The sequence below is a fragment of the Streptomyces sp. NPDC006208 genome (genome assembly GCF_040613775.1).
Classification (GTDB): Bacteria; Actinomycetota; Actinomycetes; order Streptomycetales; family Streptomycetaceae; genus Streptomyces.
Window position 1 is genome coordinate 1 of the sequence record NZ_JBEXSW010000149.1, and the last position, 1038, is coordinate 1038.

Sequence of the window (1038 nt, forward strand, 5' to 3'; positions counted from 1 at the left end):
GGGGTTCGTGTCATGGAAGCGAACACTCGGTCGTTGAGGATGAACAGCGCCCACGCCAAGTTGATGACGATCAAGCCCCCGTAGCAGACGAGCACACCGATACCCACGGTCATGACCGTCGAGGCGTTGTAGAGCCTCGCCCTCTGCCTCGCCTCCGGCGAGCCCTCTGTTGATCGATGCCACAGCTCCCCGTCTACGATCAGCCAGCCGATCATGAGCCCGACGGACCCGCCAAGCCGAGCACGGCTTCTTCCACGGCCCGCCGAGCCCTCGTCTGCAGCCGCAAGCCCCCCAGCGTAGGAAGAGACAGCAGCGCCAAGCCGTGTTCGTAACTCAGATCCACAACGAGCTTGCGCCCGTGTGAGTGCAGCGGAAGGTCGGTGAGGGCCACGACGATGTCCCAGTTCTCCGCACTTCCACGGTCCATGATCCGGCGCATCAAGGTGGGCAGGTCCTCGGTCCCTGAGGTGAAGGGCTCACTGACCACCTCGACGTCGAACCGTCGCCCCTGGCCTGACTTGTCAGCGAGCCGAGTAGGAAGTATCTGGGCCATGCGCTGCGCGATCTCCGTCGGCGCATCCGGATCCGCCAGGAGAGCCACGACCGTAACGCCCTGAGACGACACCCGCATGACTCGACCCTTCTCTTCGGCAGCCCCCGCGATCGCAAGTGCCCACAGGATGCTCCCGAGGTAACGTCGACGCCGCGTGACACGCAGGCCCCCGCCAGCAGGTGCGGGCGGCCGTGGCTGCGGAAGGTGACGGATCAGGACGCGCGCACCGGGGTGGGTGACGGCTCCGGCGGCGAGCGCCGCGGCTCCTGGAGCGGGAAGTAGTCTCCCGGCCGCGTGGAGCGCCGCCACACGTACACCGCTGTCGCCATCACGAGGATCAGCCCCGCCAGGACCAGCAGTTCGATCCCCTCGACGTTCCACCGGAAGGATTTCTCCGCCTCGGCCGTCACGATGAGCACCTTGCGGATGCCGGCAATCAGGCCGACGACGAGGAACGGCTCCGCGTCGAGGGTCTGGTTCCTGAT

The 1038-nt window shown here is 66.5% G+C and carries 1 protein-coding gene and 1 pseudogene; both read right to left on the bottom strand.

The features are described from left to right. Positions 1–631, bottom strand: a pseudogene (locus tag ABZ208_RS39165) (hypothetical protein); the annotation flags it as partial. A gap of 134 nt (positions 632–765) precedes the next feature. Further along, positions 766–1038, bottom strand: a 273-nt coding sequence (locus tag ABZ208_RS39170) for a phosphate-starvation-inducible PsiE family protein (protein ID WP_356914211.1), incomplete at its 5' end; no start/stop codon positions are given.